The organism is Lyngbya aestuarii BL J (assembly GCF_000478195.2).
In the GTDB taxonomy this organism is placed as follows: Bacteria; Cyanobacteriota; Cyanobacteriia; order Cyanobacteriales; family Microcoleaceae; genus Capilliphycus; species Capilliphycus aestuarii.
Genome location: NZ_AUZM01000272.1, coordinates 1 through 872, shown reverse-complemented (window position 1 = coordinate 872; position 872 = coordinate 1). Strand labels below are relative to the sequence as shown.

The following is an 872-nucleotide window of genomic DNA, read 5'->3' as shown; positions in this document are numbered from 1 at the left end:
GATCTTCTCGAAATTTTAACTGTTGAGCAACTTGTAACCCTTGCTGATAGGCGGCTAAAGCACGTTGATATGCTTTTTGATCAAAATAAACTTGACCCATATTATCATATACATTCATCATACCATAAAAATTGTAGGATTGTTGCTCGATTAATAACTGAGCTTGATATAATTCAATCGCAGTTTGGGTTTGATTTTGAGAACGATATAATCGTGCTAATCTTCCTAAAGCATCACTGGCATTTGCTAGCTGTTGAATTGTGGTCGCAACCGTATAAGCCTCTTGGTAGTTTTGACTGGCTTGTTGTAATTGACCTAGCTTTTCATAGTCTAAACCAATGGATAACTTTAAATCGGGAAGGGGTTGGAAATTTTGTAATTGTGAATAATAACCCACTAATCTTTCTTTCGCAGCAATAGACTTTAAGGGTTGTTCTAACTGTCCATAAATAAACGATAAATCTTGCAGAGATTTAACTTCACTGGGTTGATTAATCGTCTCACCTTCTGCGTTAACTTGAGGAGGAGGAGGAGGGGGTAAAATTCCCTCAGTTCGTAACAATTTAATCTGTTGTTGTGTCTCTAATAATTCCTCATAAACTTGCGCTGCGGCTTGATAATCTAACCAACTTAGATAAACTTGACCCATTTCACTCAACGCCTGTTCTTCTTGGATGAGATTTTCTTGTTGACGGGCGTAATCAAGCAAAGTTTGATAGGTTTCAATTGCTAATTCTTTTTCTCGGGTTTCTTTAAATGCTGTTCCTAATGCTTCTAAAACTTCCAGATCAAGTGTTTCTTCTAATTTGATCTGTTGTAAAATCTCATCTAAACGTTCGACAAGAAACTGAAGATAGAGACGTTGACTATTA

The 872-nt window shown here is 36.5% G+C and carries 1 protein-coding gene; it reads right to left on the bottom strand.

Features of this window, described 5'->3' with window-relative positions; all coding sequences use genetic code 11:
- Positions 1-872, bottom strand: an 872-nt coding sequence (locus tag M595_RS28010; protein ID WP_023069925.1) for a tetratricopeptide repeat protein, incomplete at both ends; no start/stop codon positions are given.